At 62.9% G+C, this 16,682-nt stretch carries 16 protein-coding genes; 8 read left to right on the top strand and 8 right to left on the bottom strand.

Annotation, left to right across the window (positions count from 1 at the left end):
- The first annotated feature begins 391 nt into the window (after positions 1-391).
- Positions 392-1,141 (top strand): hypothetical protein, encoded by a 750-nt coding sequence (locus tag ACYQ4W_RS02800; RefSeq protein WP_459852541.1) that lies wholly within the window; start codon positions 392-394, stop codon positions 1,139-1,141.
- Here ACYQ4W_RS02800 and ACYQ4W_RS02795 read toward each other — a convergent pair.
- From ACYQ4W_RS02795 to ACYQ4W_RS02785, 3 genes are all read right to left on the bottom strand, one after another.
- On the bottom strand, positions 1,117-1,917 hold the full coding sequence (locus tag ACYQ4W_RS02795; protein WP_459852538.1) for a sulfotransferase: 801 nt from the start codon (positions 1,915-1,917) through the stop codon (positions 1,117-1,119). The two genes, ACYQ4W_RS02800 and ACYQ4W_RS02795, sit on opposite strands and share 25 nt — an antisense overlap.
- 86 nt (positions 1,918-2,003) lie before the next feature.
- On the bottom strand, positions 2,004-2,960 hold the full coding sequence (locus ACYQ4W_RS02790) for a glycosyltransferase family protein (RefSeq protein ID WP_459852535.1): 957 nt from the start codon (positions 2,958-2,960) through the stop codon (positions 2,004-2,006).
- Positions 2,957-3,781: a sulfotransferase gene (locus ACYQ4W_RS02785; RefSeq protein ID WP_459852532.1), complete on the bottom strand. Its 825-nt coding sequence runs from the start codon at positions 3,779-3,781 to the stop codon at positions 2,957-2,959. Before ACYQ4W_RS02785 ends, ACYQ4W_RS02790 begins: the two co-directional genes overlap by 4 nt.
- Positions 3,782-4,123: 342 nt before the next feature.
- On the opposite strand from ACYQ4W_RS02785, the gene ACYQ4W_RS02780 reads away from it, so the two are divergent.
- A complete protein-coding gene (locus ACYQ4W_RS02780) occupies positions 4,124-4,987 on the top strand; it encodes a sulfotransferase family protein (protein ID WP_459852530.1) in 864 nt (287 codons plus the stop codon).
- Positions 4,988-5,052: 65 nt separating this feature from the next.
- Here the strand turns inward: ACYQ4W_RS02780 and ACYQ4W_RS02775 are convergent, their stop codons facing one another.
- Genes ACYQ4W_RS02775 through ACYQ4W_RS02755 form a run of 5 tightly spaced genes read right to left on the bottom strand, consistent with a single transcriptional unit; the run spans position 5,053 to position 10,275 of the window.
- The gene (locus ACYQ4W_RS02775; protein WP_459852528.1) at positions 5,053-5,916 is read right to left on the bottom strand and encodes a hypothetical protein; all 864 of its coding nucleotides are present in this window, start codon (positions 5,914-5,916) and stop codon (positions 5,053-5,055) included.
- Positions 5,916-7,112, bottom strand: coding sequence for a glycosyltransferase (locus tag ACYQ4W_RS02770; protein ID WP_459852526.1), 1,197 nt, complete (start codon positions 7,110-7,112; stop codon positions 5,916-5,918). Before ACYQ4W_RS02770 ends, ACYQ4W_RS02775 begins: the two co-directional genes overlap by 1 nt.
- Positions 7,113-7,119: 7 nt before the next feature.
- A complete protein-coding gene (locus tag ACYQ4W_RS02765; protein ID WP_459852524.1) occupies positions 7,120-7,554 on the bottom strand; it encodes a DUF2304 domain-containing protein in 435 nt (144 codons plus the stop codon).
- A 43-nt stretch (positions 7,555-7,597) separates the two neighbouring features.
- Positions 7,598-8,269: a glycosyltransferase family 2 protein gene (locus tag ACYQ4W_RS02760; protein WP_459852522.1), complete on the bottom strand. Its 672-nt coding sequence runs from the start codon at positions 8,267-8,269 to the stop codon at positions 7,598-7,600.
- Positions 8,266-10,275 carry a hypothetical protein gene (locus ACYQ4W_RS02755; protein WP_459852520.1) on the bottom strand — a complete coding sequence of 670 codons (2,010 nt, stop codon included), beginning with the start codon at positions 10,273-10,275 and terminating at the stop codon, positions 8,266-8,268. Before ACYQ4W_RS02755 ends, ACYQ4W_RS02760 begins: the two co-directional genes overlap by 4 nt.
- A 78-nt stretch (positions 10,276-10,353) precedes the next feature.
- Here ACYQ4W_RS02755 and ACYQ4W_RS02750 point away from each other — a divergent pair, with 78 nt between their 5' ends.
- The 6 genes from ACYQ4W_RS02750 (at position 10,354) to ACYQ4W_RS02725 (ending at position 16,662) form a co-directional block, all read left to right on the top strand.
- Positions 10,354-10,641: a hypothetical protein gene (locus ACYQ4W_RS02750; protein WP_459852518.1), complete on the top strand. Its 288-nt coding sequence runs from the start codon at positions 10,354-10,356 to the stop codon at positions 10,639-10,641.
- 115 nt (positions 10,642-10,756) lie between these two features.
- Positions 10,757-11,815: an autotransporter outer membrane beta-barrel domain-containing protein gene (locus ACYQ4W_RS02745; RefSeq protein ID WP_459852516.1), complete on the top strand. Its 1,059-nt coding sequence runs from the start codon at positions 10,757-10,759 to the stop codon at positions 11,813-11,815.
- Between the two features lie 165 nt (positions 11,816-11,980).
- Positions 11,981-12,835, top strand: a complete 855-nt coding sequence (locus ACYQ4W_RS02740) for a sulfotransferase (protein ID WP_487247251.1) — start codon at positions 11,981-11,983, stop codon at positions 12,833-12,835.
- Positions 12,832-13,983, top strand: coding sequence for a DegT/DnrJ/EryC1/StrS family aminotransferase (locus ACYQ4W_RS02735; RefSeq protein ID WP_459852512.1), 1,152 nt, complete (start codon positions 12,832-12,834; stop codon positions 13,981-13,983). The genes ACYQ4W_RS02740 and ACYQ4W_RS02735 overlap by 4 nt, the downstream gene beginning before the upstream one ends.
- A gap of 1 nt (position 13,984) precedes the next feature.
- Positions 13,985-15,775: a hypothetical protein gene (locus ACYQ4W_RS02730; protein ID WP_459852510.1), complete on the top strand. Its 1,791-nt coding sequence runs from the start codon at positions 13,985-13,987 to the stop codon at positions 15,773-15,775.
- 98 nt (positions 15,776-15,873) lie between these two features.
- On the top strand, positions 15,874-16,662 hold the full coding sequence (locus ACYQ4W_RS02725) for a class I SAM-dependent methyltransferase (RefSeq protein ID WP_459852508.1): 789 nt from the start codon (positions 15,874-15,876) through the stop codon (positions 16,660-16,662).
- The last annotated feature ends 20 nt before the right edge of the window (positions 16,663-16,682 follow it).

Genomic DNA, 16,682 nt, shown 5'->3' with positions numbered 1-16,682 from the left:
AGCCTTGGGCGAGCCTAAGGGAATTCGTTGACGCCGTGGCCGAAGCCCAAGGTGAAAGGGCGCGGACCATCTCCTTTCCCCCCGGGCCGCTGTTCCTCGCGGCGCGGCTGTGGAGACTGCTTTCCCTTCCGCCAGCGGCAGGGATTGACCGCATAGAGAGTCTGCGCAAGAATCTCGAGGCGTGTCCGCATGCTTCGGATTTGTACACCTTACTTTCTGGCAGCACTTCCCTTGCCGACGCCATCGCAGTGTGCGGTGGCCCATCCGGGCTCAAATGATCCAGCGGGCAATTCGCCCCTGGTCAGCCAGCGTACCTGGCGGCCAGCGGCTGCAAGATTGACGCACGCCATTGCTCAGACTACCCGTTAGCTGGCAATAGCTGGAGAAATGAATGAAAACCGTGCAGCACATTGATGCGTTGAACATCATCCACCGGTCTGAAACGTTGACCATCGCTCGTCGTCCTGCGACGCAACCGGACGGTAAAGTCTATCTCAGCTTCACAGGGATGAGCCACATGTTTGGCCAGATGGGAGGCACTGAGTTCGCACGCAGCCTGGAGAAGTCCGGCGTGCACAGCGAGATCCTGTTCATCTCCGACCTTGCTCTTTCTTGGTACAACACACCGGCGGAAGAAATTTTGTCGTTCTTGGAGAAGCATTATCCGCGGCACAAGGTCGTCACGTTGGGCAATTCGATGGGGGGCTATGGCTCACTGCTGTTCAGCCGTCTGCTGCCGAACTGCGAACTTGCGGTAAACTTTTCGCCCCAGTATTCCGTCCTCCCCGAGCACGCCCCCGGTGAGAACCGCTGGCTCACGCGCGTGGATGCCGTCCAACAATGGAAATACTCGACCAGCCTCCCCGAGGAAGGGAACTGCCGGGCCAGGCAATATGTGCTTTTCGGTGCCACCAACGCGCACGACCTGAGTCAGGCGGGGCACTTCACCGGGAGGCTGAATCCCGGATCTGCGATCTTCATCCTCGATGGCTGCGGGCATGGCGTGGCTCCGTTCCTCAAGAACAAGGGATTACTGCCCGGCCTGCTGGGCTGCTGCTTCAACATGGACAAGGACGCTGATTGCGTCGGGCGATTTTTGAAGGAGGCAGGCGTGGGCTACAGGATTTTACCGTCTGGATAAAATCCGGTAATGAGGCTGTGCAGGGGCGACAGGGCCTCCGCCAGACGTTCCAGATCCACATCCGGGTAGCGCCGCCGGGGATCCACAGGGGTCAGGCGGCGGCGGAGCACTGCGCTCTTCGGGCTCAGGGACGCCAAGGCCTTTGCCGGGTCGGCGGCGATGTCCTCATAGCGCAGCACGCGCCCGGCTGGCAGGCGGCTGTAACGGCCCAGCAGGAAGCGCATGAGGATGATCTGGCGTTTCAAGCGATCCTCCTCCCCTTCCAACTCGTCTTTCAATTCCGGGCAGAAGCGTTCCATCATAGGCATGCGGCCGCGTTGGACGGGCATGTCCACTGTCTGCCAGGACGCCAGCACCGCGACGGGATGCCGCACGATCGCAAAAAGCGGGTATTCCGGCAGCAGCTCGTCCATCAGGGCCGTGAACTCCGCCGGATGCTTGAGGAACAGATCGAACGCGGGACTCAAAAGCTTGTCGAAGCGGATTTCCCCATGGACGGCGTCGATTCCTCTCAACGTCGCCCCCGGCAGGCTGATCACCGTATTGTCCGGCACAGCGCCACCCACATGCTTTGAAACGGCGGACCTCCGCTCCAGCAGGCTTTCCCGGGCTTGGTCAATAAACGCGGCCACTTCCTGCACAGCCGCCAGACGATTCCCCTGCAACCGGAGTTGCAGCGGTTCAGCCAGGGCAATCGTGTCTGGAAGCTCGTTCAGCAGCGAACAGATCAGCGTCGTGCCGGAGCGCGGCAAGCCGGTGAGCAATATGGTGGCCATCTGGGTGCCTTGTCGTCTGCGGCCCTGCTATCAGGCCTCGTTTGACGGGTCTTAAGCGCCCGTGCGGAATTCTGCCTCAAACCTGTTCACAGTCCAAAACGGTGGAACTCTTCTATCCAGGCGGTCACAAAGCGTTCGTACGTGTACTCCCGCGCGGTGGCCTGCCCGGCGTCGGCCAGCCGCATGGCCAGGGCGTCGTCGGTCAGGGCCTCCGCCATCTGGCGGGCCAGGTCGCCAAGCCTGGGATAGGCCGTGAAGCGGCCATTGTGCGCGCCCATGTAAGCGCGTCCGCCGAAGCCGTCCAGCCCCATGACGCAGGCTCCCATGCGCATGGTCTCCAGGGGCACGAGGCCGAATCCCTCGCACACGGACAGGGTCAGCGCGTACCTTTTGGTCCCAAGGAAGCGGAGCATCTCCTTGTGGCTGCGCCGGATGGTGGCGGCCGCCAGCGCGTCGTCCCATGGGATGCGCGCCTCAAGGTCAGCGTCGAGGCTCTTCAAATGCCCTCGCAGGCGATTCAGCAGAAGAGACTTTGCGTCAAAGTCGCCCTCCTTGAGCCAAAGCGCCAAAGACAGCGGTTCCCGCTCCAGCCAGGGCGGAGCCTCGGCTTCTGGCTGGCCGGGCAGGAAAGGAGCGATGAGCCCGGTCTCGATTCCGTAAACGTTGCGGACGAAGTCGCGCACGAAGGGGCTGACGGCGACATAACGGTCGAAAAAGCCGTCCAACTGCCGGAAGGTGCTGAAGCCCTGAACGTACATGAGCTTGCGTCCCTTGAGCCGCAGGCCGAAATTATGGTTCGAGAAAGAAGGGTTGCAGATGAAAATGTCGTCAGCTCCCACAAGCCGGTCCGCCTCGTCGATGGGCCGCGTCTCGAACGGCGTGTCGTAGACGAAGCTCTCATGTGCAGGCTCGGCCGAACTGCCCAGCACGACCACATCGAGGTTGAAATGCAGGTGCAGGATGCGTCCCAGGTGGTATGCCATGTATGTTCCACCGTGGGGCAGGAACGCCTCGACAATGTACACGGTGGGCTTGCCGCTCACTTGCATCCGCCTTCAGGTTGTTGTGGGGCCGGATTCCGACCGCCGGGGTCGCCGTTGCGGATCGTCAGCCAGTCATCGACGTCGAGGCCGGTCAGGTTTGCAAATTCCAGAACATCGGCGCGGTACAGCCCCGCGAGGTGCCGAATGTCCCGCTGCTCCAGCTCTGAAGGATAGACGATGTCTAGGCGGCTTCTCTCGCGTTTCGCCCCCGTGTTCGGGAAAGGGCTGATTCCAAGAAATGATGCGATGGAGGCGAGCACGTCCCGATGCCGATCGAGTAGATCCTGTGATCGGAGAAAGAGGATGTGCTTGCGGGGAAACAGGCCGAGCGCCCTTCTGGCCTGTCCTGCGTAGAACCCACGTTCGACGTAGCTGTGGACCCGCCACTGCGGGGTGTGCCTGTCGTCAGGATCGAGCCTGTCTCGTCCGGCCCTGATCGCCTCCGAGAAGGGGAGCGGTTCTTGCTGCCGCGCATACTCCATGCACCAGTGCGACCATGCCCTTTCAATGGGATCACGGAAGAGTAAAATCAGCCTGGCTTCGGGGTTATAGTCGCGGATGCGCTCAAGGGCGTTCGGCCAGAATGTGGAGATCGGCGTAGCCTCGAAGCGCAGACGGTTTTCCTGCGCGCGCTGGAACCTGGCGTGCAGCGCTTGATGGAATGGAACACTCCAGTCCCTTGATTCGTCATCGAAAAAATGCAGTTCCTTTCTGTCCGGCGCGGACAACTCCGGATGCTCGCAGAAGTAGGCGAACAGGCTTGTCGTGCCGCTCTTCTGAATGCCTGCGACGAAGACTGAGACATATTGCTCGTGTTGCATTTCAGCTCTTTTGACTGTGCTCGGCAGTGCTCGCCATGGCGGATTGCGTACGATCGGGTCTGGGCGTTCAGGAGTAACAAGCCGCCCCTCCATCCTAGCGGCCTGCCGGCACCTGCCGCGCTGTTTCAACGCCTCGAAGCCCATTGGATTGCCATCTGGATACTTCCGCTGCAAAGTACCGGATCCGGTCGCGAGGTCAAGAAGTCTCGCACCGCCAGGAGCCGCCAGCGAGCTTCTCATATGGGGTTGCCCGTGCGGGTCGCGGTACTCGGTGATGATTGCGTTGTCGTGATGCGGCAGGTAAGATCGCAGACAACCGATACACGCCAAAGGAGGGGCTAAGTGTTTCTTCTACTGGGTTTTCCCAGGTCCGGAACGACGCTGTTGAAGGAGATGCTGTGCCAGCACAGCGAAGTCTTCCTGCCCAACGAGACGAACCATATCATTCCCGCTGCCTTCATCATCAACACGGTTGCGGATGAGGCGGTCGGCCGTCGCCTCGTCGCGGAGACCATCGTCGCGTCCACGGGTTTTCCGGGCAGCCTGGGGCACGACCTGACGGCTGACGAGGTCCGCGCCGCCGTCCACACTGCGGAGGAGTACACTCTCGCCGCCGTGCTGCGGGCCATTTTCGCGGCGCTTGGAGCAAAGGTGGGCGCGCGCATTGTGGGCGACAAAAGCCAAAATGATTTTAGCCACTTTGGAATATTGTTCCAAACGCAGCTTCTCCCCAATGGCTGCAAGATCATCCATCTTGTGCGCGACGTGCGCGATGTCATGAGTTCCCTGTCACGCGGCACGTGGCATACGGGGCGGCGGGGGAACACCAAAGTCGCCAATTCCTGGGCGACGATGAACGCCAACCTGCACACGCTCTGCAAAGACGAGCCGTCCTATCATCTCCTGCGCTACGAGGACCTGCTGGAACAGCCGGAGAAAATGCTTGCGGCCGTATGCGCGTTCCTCGGCGTTGGCTTCGAGGAGCAGATGCTGCGCTACGAACTGCTGGGCTTGGGGCTCAACCACCTGCGGCACCACGCGAACCTCGGAAAGCCTCTGCTGGCGGACCGCCGCTTCGCCTGGCGAAACGATCCGGAGCGTGCCGAACTCGCGGTTGAGCTTTCACCGTCATACAGCATCGTGGATGAAGCTCTCACCCTGTTCGGCTATGAGCCAAGGTCGGCAACAGCCGAGGGGGCCGACTGAGAGGGGTCGACAGTGGGCGCTTTACCAACGGGACGCTGGCATCAACCTGGCCCTGGCCCGGCCGCTCAGTCGTCTTTCAGGCTTGGGGCGATCTTCCGCGATTGAATCAGCAGCCCGGGCCAAACCTCCACCCACGGTCCGCCATGCCAGGCACCGGGAACGACCACGCGCATTATCCGTGCATCCGGCAGGCGCTGGCACCAGGAGTCGAGGACGGCCCCTGGAACCACGTCGTCCCTGCCGCCCGTGACGTGCAGTTGGGGAATGTCCCGCGTGGCCTGCGCCGCGTCCACGGGGTTCAGGGAACCATGGAGCGGCGTATCTCCAAACAGCGTCGTCCATAATCCGGGGTCCAGGTTCCCCGCGACCGTGCCGAGAAAGCGGACGTCGGAACGCCGCTCCGCCAGAAGTGCAGCCAAGGCTCCGCCCCCTGAATATCCAAACAGGGCCACGGTCGCGCTTCCGGTGGCGGCCTTTGCCTGGTCGATGGCGGCGTTCAATGCCTCCACGGCCCGCGGGGAGAAGCGCGCCGAAGTCCAGTCCTCCGTCGAGCACCCGCGCCGGTCCGCCCCTTCCGTGTACTGGCAGGGGCGGCCCAGGTAGAGCACGGGATTCCCGGAGGGGTCCACGGCGGCCAGGCGCAGGCCGATGGGATCGGTCGGGGTCGGGTCGCTGGATGGCCGGTTCGGCCGGATCCAAGCAAGGCCGTCGCCCTCGATGTAAACGGCGAGTTCAGGGTGCTCCGAAAGACCTCTACGACTTTCACGCAGCCACCCCCGAAGCACGAACGGCGCGGTTTCGATGCGCATGGGCTGAAAGCCTGCCGCCTGTCCCAGGTTGGCGGCCTGCTCGCGCCCTGTGGCGCAGCCCAAGGCCGACACCAGCGCTCCGGCCAACAGTAGGGAGGTCAAACAACTCGTTCGGCTCATCAGGGGTTCCCTCCTGCGCCCACTGTCGGCACGGCCCGCCGTCCGCATCTCTTAGGCGCAAGCAGCGAGAGATACAGGGATCGTATCTTTTGGGCAACGCTTGGCATATCGTATCCCGCCGTGAGGATACGTTCACGCCCGGCCTCGCCCATGCGGCGGCGCAGTCCTGGATCAGCGACGAGCCGCGCCAGGGCTCCGGTCAGATCCTCGGCAGACTCCGGCCGCACAAGCAGCCCGGTTACCCCATCGCAGACCACCTCGGCCATGCCGCTGCCCATAACGGAAGTGGCGATGCACGGAAGCCCCCGGCACATGGCCTCCAACAGCACCAGCCCAAAGGCCTCGCTGCGGCTGGTCGAGGGCAGGGCCAGCACGTCGCTGCGGCGGTAGCAGGCATCCAACACGTCCGGCGGAATCTCTCCTGCCAGGAATATGCGGTTCCGCGCCTCCGACTGATTGGCCAGGGCTTCGAGCTTGGGCCGCGCCTCACCATCGCCGATGAGGCAGAGGGAGGCGTCGGCTGTCTGCAGCACTGCCTGGCAAAGGGTCTGAAAGCCCTTGTAGTGCGCAAGGCGTCCCACTGCCAACACCCGCAGACCAGAGGCCCCGGCCAGAAACGCCAGGGCCGAATGCTCTGCCGCGCCCGAGATCTGCGGGGCGGCGATGCCGAGTGGGATGACCCGGCACTTGCCATGATGCGGGGCCAGGGCCGAGCTTGCGGCAAGATAGGCTTGGGAGGTGGCGATGACCGCGTCTGCGCGGCGCAGGAGCAACGACTCCAGCGTCCTCCAGGCCGCCAGCAGGGGTGCATGCGGCCTGCGCTCTGGCGGAAAATCCACGTCGGCGTGCCAGTGCAGAACGAGCGGCGCTCGAGTGCGCAGCAGCGCGGGCCACAGGGCCGCAGTGTTGGGAGCATGCACGTGGACGACATCGGGCCGGAAGCGGACAAGGGCCCGCGCGTAGAGCGCAATCATGCCAGGGGCAACAGGCGCATAGTTGCCGAGGTTCAAGCGCACGGGCGCTCGCCAGATCCGCGGGCCAGAGCCTGAGCCGTCCGCAGGAGGCCCGGGATCTCCGTGAGCCAGCACGAGCACATCGTCGCCTGTTGCGGACTGCTCCTCTGCCAGCTCCGCCAGGAACGTCTCCATGCCTCCCCGGCGGGGCGGGTAGTACTTGCCACAATGCAGAATGCGCATCAGGCCCTCAACGGTCTGGAGGGGAAGCACCGCCGCCGGTCCCTTCCAAATCCTCGGTCATGTCGCCGCGCTCTGGCAGGGGCATGCCGTGTGCAGCGAGCGCCTGCGCCACCTCCCGCACGCGCAGCTCCAGGTGTGCGTGACGTTGGACAAGACGCCGCAGGCAGAGTTCGCGGCGCGTGCGGTCCATGTCGACAAAAAGCCCTCGCAAGGCGAGAAATGCGATGGCCAAAAACAGCGGCGCGGAGGGCAGGAGTTCTATGCCGAAGACCGCCGCCGCCGAGCGGAACAGCTCGGGAGCGGCGCCGGAGACCAGCAGCAGGAACGCCCCTCCAAGCCACCAGGCTGCGGCGGTGGACAGAAGGCGGTCGCGCCGGGCCAGACGAAGCACCAGTGCTCCAAACAACAGGGCGGCCAAGCCGAAGGTTATGCGGTGGATCATCGGCTGGGAACTCCGTTGTTTTTTTAGGGTGATAGGGGTCTGTTTAACGTCGCATGCAGGCGATGGCGAATGTGTACACCAAGTATTGCGTCACCTTCAACCACGAGGAGAATATGTGGGACTTGCCCGCGCCACGTTGCCGCATGTCCACCGGGATCTCCATGATGCGCAGGCCGTGACGGCGCGCAGCGAGCAGCACGCCAAGATCTTGATAATCGGCCAGGGTCGCCTCGTCGTTGAGCAGGCAACGCGCGGCTTTCCGGTTATAGGCTCGGTAACCCGAGGTGAAGTCTTTGGTTTTCAGACCCGTCAGCGTTCGGAAGAAGCGCCAGGCAATCCGCCGGGCCGCGCTGCCGCGCTCCGTACAGGAACCGATGATGATGTCCGCCTCGCCCGTGGAGAAGGGCGCAAGCAGTCTGGCGATGTCCTGCGGGTCGTGTTGTCCGTCGCCATCGATGGTGATGATGCGCCCGTAGCCCTCGCGCAGCCCCAGGCAGATTCCTGTCTGCGCCGCACCCCAGGCACCCATGCGCCAGGGCAGGTCAAGCACACGTGCCCCCGCCTCCCGCGCTATGGCCGCGCTGCGGTCGCCGCTGGTGTCGTTAACCACGACCACAGGTAGCCCCATGGCGAGGATGGCTCGAACGAGGGAAGCGATGGTCGGCTCCTCGTCGAGCACGGGGATGACGACAATCACCCGGTTTTGGCAGCTCACGGCAGCACTTCCCAAACGCCGCCGCGGGCGTGGTCCACCAGCACAGGGGCAAAACCTGGCAGGCCCGGGCCACCGGGGGCCAAAAGCCGGAAACCGACGGAGCCAATGGCGTCCTCATCGACAATATACAGCCAGGGAGAAACGTCGGACACCACGACATACGGCCCGGGGTTGCCGCCGCCCCAGGGCGGGGCGAGGGGAGCCCGACCGGTCTCGAACACGCCGCCGAACTTGCGGTAGCCCTTCTTCACTGCGGCATCCGGAAGCAACACCTGCGCATCCCCGGACGCGTAGCTGAAGCCAGTCCGGTCAAAGACGTCGATGTGCGGGCGCAGCGTCCGCGCGTCCGGAACGGGTGAGGCTCCCATGGCGAACCACCACTTGGAAAGGTTGAGGAAACGCTGCGGCAGATAGAGGAACACACGGCCCTGGGGAAACAGCCAGTCCGCCTTCGGGCCGGGCGGCTGCTCCGCCAGCGCAGCCAGCGGGTCCGGGGCGGAGAACACGGCTTCCAGCCGCCGCCAAACGACAGCTTCATCGCCCCATGCCGCGCGTAGTGGGTCGAGGCCCGCCTCGCCGCGTAGGGCAAAGAAGCGGATCCAGCGCCGCGCAAACTGCGGGTCCGTGGAAACCAGGGGATGCGCGGCGATGAAGCACATTCGGGGGGTCTGACTGCCGCCGTCGAACAACGGGGCATGCCCGCTGCGCGCGGCAAGAAAGTAGCCGTCATCCCACCAGTTCCACAGGCGTGCATCTGCCGTAGCGGCCTGTCTGAGGGCCAGGGCGAGGCGGTCCTGGGGGCGCTGAAAAATGAAATGCAGAGGCCGGACGTAAAGATTGTGGACACAACCTGCCAACACCAGAAGGCACACTCCCCAGCCGAGAATGTTTTTCACTCTGGTCCGGCCTTGCGCCTGCAAGAAGACTGGCTGCAAAAGCCCAAGGGAGGGGAGCGTTTCCGGGAGCAGCCCCACGCCGAGGGCTACGGGGAGACCCGCAAGGAACAGAAAGCGCTTCGCATAGAATGACAGCCCGATGCACAGCAGGGATGGGACGAAAAACAGGGCACATCTCGGCCTGCGCCAAAGCATCAGCGCAACGGCTACGAGCGCGGCGCCCCCTGTCCAGAGGCCACCCCCCAGGCCGTCAAGGACGTCCGCCGCGCCGAGTGGCTCCAGTTCATCAATGGAGCTGAAGACCAAAGCCCGCGATCCGCTGAGGGATATGTCCGCGTGTCTGAAAAAATAGCCGCGAAGGGTGGCGGCGGCCTGGGGCAGCATGGAGTCCGGCAACACCCAGCAAAGACCGCAGGCGACCACCACAGCGAAGCCCGTGACCAAGCGCCGCCGCTGCCAAGGCCGCGACTGCGCCAGCGCGAACGAGCCTCCCCACAAAAGCAGGCACAGGGGCAGCGCCAGCATTCCCGGCCGCCACCACCAGCCCAGCAAGGCGATGCAGGCCAGCAACCAGCCCACGTGTGCGGTCCTTGGCCTGCCAGGGGCAAAACTCACCCAGGCCGTCGCAAGCAGGGCACCGTGGAAAAGTAAAAAGACGCCGGGATCGGTGTCGTACCACCCTGGACCGCCCCGTTCCAAGACGGCGGGGATGAATGCCCCCAGGAAGGCAGCGGCGAGAACACCGGACTGCGGGAGCGCGAGCAATTTGCCCCACCCCCAAAACAACAGCCCGGAGAAGGTGGCGATGGCCACTGGAAGCCAAAACGCGACAATTTCAATCGGCTGGCGGGTGGCTAGGTGGACGCTTGCGCCAAGGACGCTGAGCAGCGGCGCTTGCGCCCAGGCTATCCGCCCGGAGAGCATCTGCTGCGACTGGGCCAGGTGGAAATAGCCGTCTGCTTCGCTCAGCATGGGCAGAAGGGTGTCGCTGTAGCGCAGGTCGAATTCTGTCGTCATGCGGTGCAGAAAAAGGGCGGACGCGCAGGCGCAACCAAGGGCGGAGGCGACGAGCGCCCAAGATGGTGATGTGTATTTGCTACCAGTTAACATGCCGTCTCCTGAAGGCAGAGTAATTGTTGCATTCGAGAAAGCAAAGGTATAATTCACCAAAAAAAAGAGAGGTGTTCAGTGCGCATCCCCAGTGTCCTGATAGCTCTGTCGCTATTCTGTGTTCCGGCGTTCGCCGCTGGTCCCGTCTCTGCGCCACACGCCGTGCCCATGGTCGTGGCGAACATCCAGTCGATGAAAATCAACGAAGTCATCCAAATGAAGGTGACGAACGCCAAGGACTTCGCTGCTACAGGCATCGAAGGTCTCGGCGTCGGAGAGGATGTCGAGGTGCGCAAAATCGCTGCGGACAAGCTGGAAGTGAAGCGTCTCTCCACTGGCCAAGTCGGAGTGATGCCGGCCCAATAGGTCCGAAAGAAGGGTCAGCCACGGTCGTTCTTCGAGCCGGAACCGATTTTGGGACCACTGCACGTTGCGCCGGAAGAGGTGGAGCGTGACACCATTAAGGAAGAAAGAAGCAATAATGAAACGCAATATGATGTTTGCCCTGGTGTGCCTTCTGGCGCTGATCGTTCCGGTCGGAGCCCACGCCGGAAACACGACCAGCGAAGAGAGCAAGTCTCTCGTTACATCGAACATCGCGCAGACTTCGTCTGCGGTCAACCTCGGCATGGTTGCCACGCGCATAACCTCGCTGACAACCCCTGGCACTTTCACAAGTGGAATAAGCGGTGGCGGGTTTGCCCCTAGCGGCGGAGGGTTCGGTGCCCCTGGCGGTGCCCCCGGCGGCGGTTCTGGTGGGGGGGCTGGTGGCACCAGTGGCGGACGGTCCTCCGGCAATGAGCCCGCAGGAATTGATGTCTGGGCGCTCGGGGGCAGCTTGTACCTCGACAACAGCAAGAGCGGCGGGAGCTATGACGGCACCCTCTCCACCGCCATGGTCGGTTTGGACAAGCGCCTGGGCGATTTGATCATCGGTTTGGGCTTTGGTTACGAACGCCTCAATCTCACCACCAAGTACAATTCCGGCAACATGGATTATGACGGGCTGTCCATCATGCCCTATCTGAGTTACTCCTTCACCAAGGACTTGGTGGCCGATGCCGCTCTCAGTTACACGTGGCTCAATTACACGATGAAAGACACGCAGAGTGATGTAAAGTACCAGGACAGCATGGTCGCCGCCCGCACATTTGCCTCCGTTGGCCTAACCAAGTACCTGGTTTGGGATAAATTTTTGCTCAGCGGCCGCGTTGGCTCCCTGTATCTGAATGAGAACCAGGGCAGCTACACGCTTAAAACCACAGGGTACGGCAAGTCAGACATCTATCTGTGGCAGGGCAACTTGGGTGTGCGCGGCACCTTCGACTTGGGGAACTTCAAACCCTTCGTCGGCGCGACCTACTCGCACGACCTCCTGAAGTCTGGCAACGAAAGCGTGGACCTGTGGGGAACCGATTTCGACCTCGGCTTCAACTACACCGTAACGGACAGGATGACCCTTGGGCTCACAGGAACTTACGGCATTCGCGAGAACCTGACCAAGGCCGGGGGGTTGATGAACTTCATGTACCAGTTCTAGTTTCGCGACGAGACGAACGGCAGGGGGGCTTACGGCCCCCTTGTTTCATTTTCAGCCCCGTTCGGACAAAATGCTTTGTGTCTGTGCCTCGACTTCAGGCGGTGGCACCACGGAATGGAGTGAGGCGCGGCATTGGCAACCATCTGCGGAGAAAGAGTGAGCGTGATGGAATCCGTTCAAGGGGCGGCAGCGACGGTGCTGCTTACCGGCCTACCGCGGTCGGGAACGACGCTTGTCTGTGCCCTGCTGAACGAATTGCCCGAGACTGTCGCCCTCATCGAGCCCATCCCCTTCCTGTCTGATGGCGATCACGGGCGCGCCCTGGCCCAGATCGACGACTTCGTCGGCACGACGCGAGACAGGGCCGTGCGTTCGGGAGAGGTTATTTCCCGGCACATCTGCGGTCTCATCCCCGGCGACCTTGTCTCCCCGCCAGCCTCCGGCGAAGGATTGCGCAGCTTCCATCAGGAACGAGGCGTCGTCAGGCTCGGCCAGCCGGTCACCCCGAACTTCCACCTGTTCATCAAGCACCTTGGCGAGTTCACAGCTATGGCCGACCCGCTGGCGAAGCGCTATCCGCTTGTGGCCATCGTGCGCAACCCTCTCCATGTGCTCGCTTCCTGGCAGACCATCGACCTGCCCATCAACCGCGGCCACTTGCGCTCAGCTGAGTGCTTCTCCCCCGCGCTCGCGGCGGACCTCTCACGCGAGTCTGAGCGGATCAGGCGGCAGGTGCTGCTGCTGGCTTGGCTGCTGGGCATATACCGCACCTTTCCGCCTGACAGGATCTTGCGCTACGAGGACATCGTTCAGGGGCCACGTGCCAGCATCGCCCGGCTATCGCCGCGGGCGATGGCGCCTACAAGGTCCATCGCTGTATTCAACGCTGCGCAACGCTATGCTAGTGTCGACTTCGTCCCGCTGGCGCGCGCGCTGCAGAGCATTGAACCTTTGGTCTCGCATTTTTATCCCGGCTTCGCGGCGCAGCTAGAAACATGTCTTGATGGACAAACGATATGACGCGAGGAGAAAAATCGGTTGCTCCGCTGATGAACCTGCATTCTCCGGATGTGGGGCCGGAAGAGTTGGCAGCGCTCCAGACCGTCCTCGCCTCGGGCTGGCTCGGCAAAGGAGTGGAGACCGCGTCCTTCGAAGACGAGTTCGCCCAGCACCTCTGCGTTCCCAGGGAAAGCATCTTCACCGTGCCTTCCTGCTCAGAGGCGTTGTTTCATGCCGTTCGGCTGCTGGACCTCCAGCCCGGCGACGAGGTGCTCCTTCCCACCATCAGCTTTCTTGCCGCAGGCCAGGCCATTCGGGCCGCAGGTGCCATTCCTGTGCTCTGCGACGTGGACCCGCGCACACTGAACGCCACAGCCCGGACCGTCGCCGAAGCCATCACCCCTCGGACCAAGGCGGCATTGCTGCTCCATTTTGGAGGCTTGGCCTGCCATCTGGACGAGATCATTCCCATCCTGCGGGAACGGGGGGTTGTGGTCATTGAGGATGCAGCTTGCAGTCCCGCCACACAAATTGGCGGCAGGGCGTGCGGGACGCTGGGCGACATTGGTGTCTGGTCCTTCGACTCCGCTAAGATCATGACCATGTCCGAAGGCGGCGCGCTCTACGTGGCCGACCCGGAAATGCGGAAGCGGCTGGCTCCGCGGCTGCGACTGGGGCAAACCGCCGCGCCGGGCATCAGTTCGGACCAAGCCGCCCGCTGGTGGGAATTCGACGTGGTGACGGAAGGGCGCAAGGCCCAGATTTCGGACGTGGCCGCAGCCATGGGACGGGTGCAGCTACGCCGACTGCCGGAGATGCTTGAGCGACGGCGGCGCGTCCAGACGAGGTACCGGGAACTGCTGGGCAATATGCCTTGGGTGGTTCTACCGCCGCAACCGAGGCAGGGAACGGAAGCCTCACCCTACCTGTTCTGGATTCAGGTCGACCCTGCCCGGCGCGATGCTCTGGCCCAGCACCTGCGGGAAAACGGAATTTACACCGCGTTCTACTACCATCCTCTGCACCGAACGACCCTGTTCGCCCAGCCTGGTCCTTTTCCGGGGGCCGAATGCGCTGCGGAGAACACGCTCTGCCTCCCCAGCCACTCCCGGCTGGATATGGCCTCCGTCGGGCGTGTTTGTGAACTCATTGCCGTTTTCTGGAAATAGCATGGCGCAGCAAGCCCCCCGGCCAGAGGCCACCATTTCCGAGATCTGCTCACAGGCGGAGAGACTCGCCCAGTCAGACCCCGTTGCGGCGGTGCAGTTTCTAAAATGTCACCGTGCTCGTGATGACTTTCATCCTTGGGGCGAAGTCTTCAGTCTGCGATGCGCCGTGCTGGCCCAGGAGGGGGAGTCCGATCCGGAATGTGCTGCAACGCTTTTGGAAGCGGTCCGTACCCAGGCCATTGCCTTGTTCAACACTGAGCCGGACCTCCAGGCGTGCTGGCCGCTTGTGCTGCGGCTAACCCGCCGCACAAACCGTTACGCAGAAGTCACTGTCCACCTGCTTGAGCGGATGCGGTGCGCGCAGTCCCTGGCTGAGTCCTGGCTCTGCGAAACTGTGATGGAGTGCCTGCTCAACCACAGCCCGGACGCAGGGGAGAGCGTAATGGACAAGGCCCTGGGCGTGGGGCTCTTCTCCTCGGAAGCTGGCGAAGGGCTAACGCGCCTTGCGCGTTTCCTGGAGTCGGTCCGCCAGGACTTGCGTGAGCATCCCCGGGTCGAGCGTTGGGGGTTCTGTTTCGGCCAAGGTCCAGCTGCCCGCGTGGCGGATGACGGGCGCGTCGGCATCAATCTCTCGGCCCTATGCCTTTCGCGCATCGAGGGCTGGGAGCTGCCGCTGTCTACGCCGTTTTTCACGGCGCTCTCCGCCCTGCTGCATTGGAGTGTCCCGGTCGTTGACGATCTGTTCCTTGAGAATTGGCAGACAATGCGGCGGGAGGACGCCCACGCCGGGTTGTTTGCGCAATTGATGCTGCCCCATTTGCCGAAGGATAAGAACACCCCCAACGCCGCGCCAAAGCCGAAACGGCTCACGCCCGCCCAGCCGGAAAAGGGGAGCCTGTGGGTACGCGTCGGAAATGGGCAGATGTGGGCGCTCCACAACTACCTTGCGGCGCCGGAAGAAACGTGCTGCGCGGCGCGGCGCATTGCCGAGATGGCGCAGGCTGGGGCGGGTGACGAAATCGCTGGGTTGGCAGCTTCAGACCCGTGGTGGCCGCACTGTTCTCCTCTGGCCAATGTGGCGCGGATAGCCGTCAATGCAGGATGGTACGCCACACCCGACACAGCGGAGCGAGCTTTCCAGGACTGGGCCGAGCGCTATAAGTCGGCGCTTGAGCGTGGGCATATCCTCGCTGGGCATGCCCATACGTTCCTCCCGCTTGTTCCGCTGCTGCCGACATTGCGAGAAAAACAGCTCCATGAGCTCAATATTGAGGCGTTCCTGCGGGATCTTGATGGCCTTTCCGTGGTGTTCGCCAGTGCCTTCGCTAACCAGGTTCAGGCTCATTTCGATCAGGGCGGGCTCCACGCGCTCTGGCTCGGCTGCGGGATCCCGGTACGGCTGAAAAACCTTACATGCGTCATGCCGCCCATGTCCGCCTGGCCTTACCGCCCGCACCGGGACTGGTCAGAAAGCTTCGCGGTGCTCGTCCACGAGAGCGAGGAGGCCATTCGCGCCAGCGGCGCGCAAGTATTCATCGGCGCCTGCGGTGGATATGGCATGCCGCTTGTGGAGGAAATCCACCGCCGCACGGGGATTACCTGCGTGTCCATGGGACACGTTACCAATACACTTTTCGGCATCTATACCGCCACCAACCTCAGCGTTCCATTCTATCAGCGCAACCGCCGACTCCCACACTGGGTCCGCGGGCGGCTGGACGAAATGTACCCGGAGGTCCGGCGCATCGATCGCGGCCGGTATGTTGCACCTGCCCCGGAGGACACACAATGACGTCCAGCAAGACCGAGCTTGGCCCAGGGGACGCCTTGCCCCCTGCCGGACAGCCCCTCCAGAATCCGTCTGTGGGTCTCTGCCCGACCGAGTTCCGCATGGCCTTCACCAGCATTGAACAATGGCTGCAATGGGCCGAGCAGAACCCGTGGGTCTTCCAGCAGGCGCACGTGGAGGAACTTGCGCAGGCGTTGCGCCGAGAGGGCTTCGCCTGCCCTATCCACAACTGTGCCGCCTCACCCCGAGAATTGGAGACACCTGACAGCAATTATCGTGAGGGCTTCCGCTTCCGAGGCCTCAATTGCCGCTTGCGAGCGGTTTGGCTTGAACTGTGCCACGCGCTCCTGAACATGCGGCCGGAGGACGCCCGCATTTACGCTCCGGAGGCCGTAACCGAGTTCGCCTGCCAGTTGGCACATCGCTACCCACAGTTCATTGGCTCGGAATATCATCCGCCAGGGAGACAGATCAGGCACGAGGATCTCGCCTGCTTGAGCTTTTCCGACGCAGTCTTCGATCTGGCCGTCGTCAACGAGGTTTTCGAGCATGTTCCCGATTTGGACCGTGTGCTGCGCGAACTGCTGCGTACGCTTCGCCCAGGGGGGAGGTTGGTCAGCACGTTCCCCTTCAATATCGGTGGACAGAACACGTTGATCAAGGCCCGCGAAACCTCGAACGGCACCGAGTTTCTCGCTCCGCCGGAGTATCATGGCGATCCAATCAATCCCAAGGGCTCCCTCGTCTACCAAATTCCGGGCTGGGACATTCTTGAAAAGATGCGCGACGCGGGCTGGTCGCGTGTGGAGATGGTTATGCGCATCTCCGCTGAGCACGGGATCATCGCCGCCAACATGCCTGGAGTTTTCGTGCTTGTTGCGACGCAATGACGCCCCCTTCGCGAAGGAAA

This window comes from Humidesulfovibrio idahonensis, assembly GCF_054657715.1.
The sequence above is the reverse complement of the archived record's forward strand: the minus strand, read 5'-3'. Positions and strand labels throughout refer to the sequence as shown.

What these genes read in the sequence shown, in the direction of transcription:
- ACYQ4W_RS02755 (WP_459852520.1), bottom strand. Translation starts at nt 10,275, where the DNA reads ATGTTAACTGGTAGCAAATACACATCACCATCTTGGGCGCTCGTCGCC.
- ACYQ4W_RS02765 (WP_459852524.1), bottom strand. Translation starts at nt 7,554, where the DNA reads ATGATCCACCGCATAACCTTCGGCTTGGCCGCCCTGTTGTTTGGAGCA.
- ACYQ4W_RS02740 (WP_487247251.1), top strand. Translation starts at nt 11,981, where the DNA reads ATGGAATCCGTTCAAGGGGCGGCAGCGACGGTGCTGCTTACCGGCCTA.
- ACYQ4W_RS02770 (WP_459852526.1), bottom strand. Translation starts at nt 7,112, where the DNA reads ATGCGCATTCTGCATTGTGGCAAGTACTACCCGCCCCGCCGGGGAGGC.
- ACYQ4W_RS02795 (WP_459852538.1), bottom strand. Translation starts at nt 1,917, where the DNA reads ATGGCCACCATATTGCTCACCGGCTTGCCGCGCTCCGGCACGACGCTG.
- ACYQ4W_RS02775 (WP_459852528.1), bottom strand. Translation starts at nt 5,916, where the DNA reads ATGAGCCGAACGAGTTGTTTGACCTCCCTACTGTTGGCCGGAGCGCTG.
- ACYQ4W_RS02730 (WP_459852510.1), top strand. Translation starts at nt 13,985, where the DNA reads ATGGCGCAGCAAGCCCCCCGGCCAGAGGCCACCATTTCCGAGATCTGC.
- ACYQ4W_RS02785 (WP_459852532.1), bottom strand. Translation starts at nt 3,781, where the DNA reads ATGCAACACGAGCAATATGTCTCAGTCTTCGTCGCAGGCATTCAGAAG.
- ACYQ4W_RS02725 (WP_459852508.1), top strand. Translation starts at nt 15,874, where the DNA reads ATGGCCTTCACCAGCATTGAACAATGGCTGCAATGGGCCGAGCAGAAC.
- ACYQ4W_RS02800 (WP_459852541.1), top strand. Translation starts at nt 392, where the DNA reads ATGAAAACCGTGCAGCACATTGATGCGTTGAACATCATCCACCGGTCT.
- ACYQ4W_RS02735 (WP_459852512.1), top strand. Translation starts at nt 12,832, where the DNA reads ATGACGCGAGGAGAAAAATCGGTTGCTCCGCTGATGAACCTGCATTCT.
- ACYQ4W_RS02745 (WP_459852516.1), top strand. Translation starts at nt 10,757, where the DNA reads ATGAAACGCAATATGATGTTTGCCCTGGTGTGCCTTCTGGCGCTGATC.